Raw genomic sequence first — 915 nt, forward strand, 5'->3', positions numbered from 1 at the left:
CGAGGGTCGCCGCGGCGACCAGGGCCGCGTCGGTGATGCTGATCCGGTGATGCGCCTCGTAACGGTCACGCAGGCCCTTGAGGATCTCGATGGTGTGGGCCAGGGACGGCTCACCCACCTGGATCGGCTGGAAACGGCGCTCGAGGGCGGCGTCCTTCTCGAGGTGCTTGCGGTACTCGTCGAGGGTGGTCGCGCCGATCGTCTGCAGCTCACCACGCGCGAGCATGGGCTTGAGGATCGAGGCGGCGTCGATCGCACCCTCGGCGGCGCCCGCACCGACCAGGGTGTGGATCTCGTCGATGAACAGGATGATGTCGCCGCGGGTGCGGATCTCCTTGAGAACCTTCTTCAGGCGCTCCTCGAAGTCACCGCGGTAACGGGAACCGGCGACCAGCGCACCGAGGTCGAGGGTGTAGAGCTGCTTGTCCTTCAGCGTCTCGGGCACCTCGCCCTTGACGATGGACTGCGACAGCCCCTCCACGACGGCGGTCTTGCCGACGCCGGGCTCTCCGATCAGGACCGGGTTGTTCTTCGTGCGGCGCGACAGCACCTGCATGACCCGCTCGATTTCCTTCTCCCGGCCGATGACCGGGTCGAGCTTGCCCTCGCGGGCGGCCTGCGTGAGGTTGCGTCCGAACTGGTCGAGCACCAGCGACGTCGACGGGGCTGCCTCGCCCGCGGCGGCACCGGCGGCGGCCGGCTCCTTGCCCTGGTAGCCGGAGAGCAGCTGGATGACCTGCTGACGGACCCGGTTGAGGTCGGCGCCGAGCTTCACCAGGACCTGGGCGGCGACACCCTCACCCTCGCGGATCAGGCCGAGCAGGATGTGCTCCGTGCCGATGTAGTTGTGGCCCAGCTGCAGAGCCTCGCGCAGCGAGAGCTCCAGCACCTTCTTGGCGCGCGGCGTGAACGGGA

General features: G+C 68.6%; 1 protein-coding gene. It reads right to left on the reverse strand.

Features of this window, described 5'->3' with window-relative positions; genetic code table 11:
- Window positions 1-915: Clp protease N-terminal domain-containing protein (locus Ahu01nite_RS50070; protein ID WP_203843848.1), on the reverse strand; the 915-nt coding region annotated here is incomplete at both ends.

It is taken from the genome of Winogradskya humida (assembly GCF_016862215.1).
GTDB classification, from domain to species: Bacteria; Actinomycetota; Actinomycetes; order Mycobacteriales; family Micromonosporaceae; genus Actinoplanes; species Actinoplanes humidus.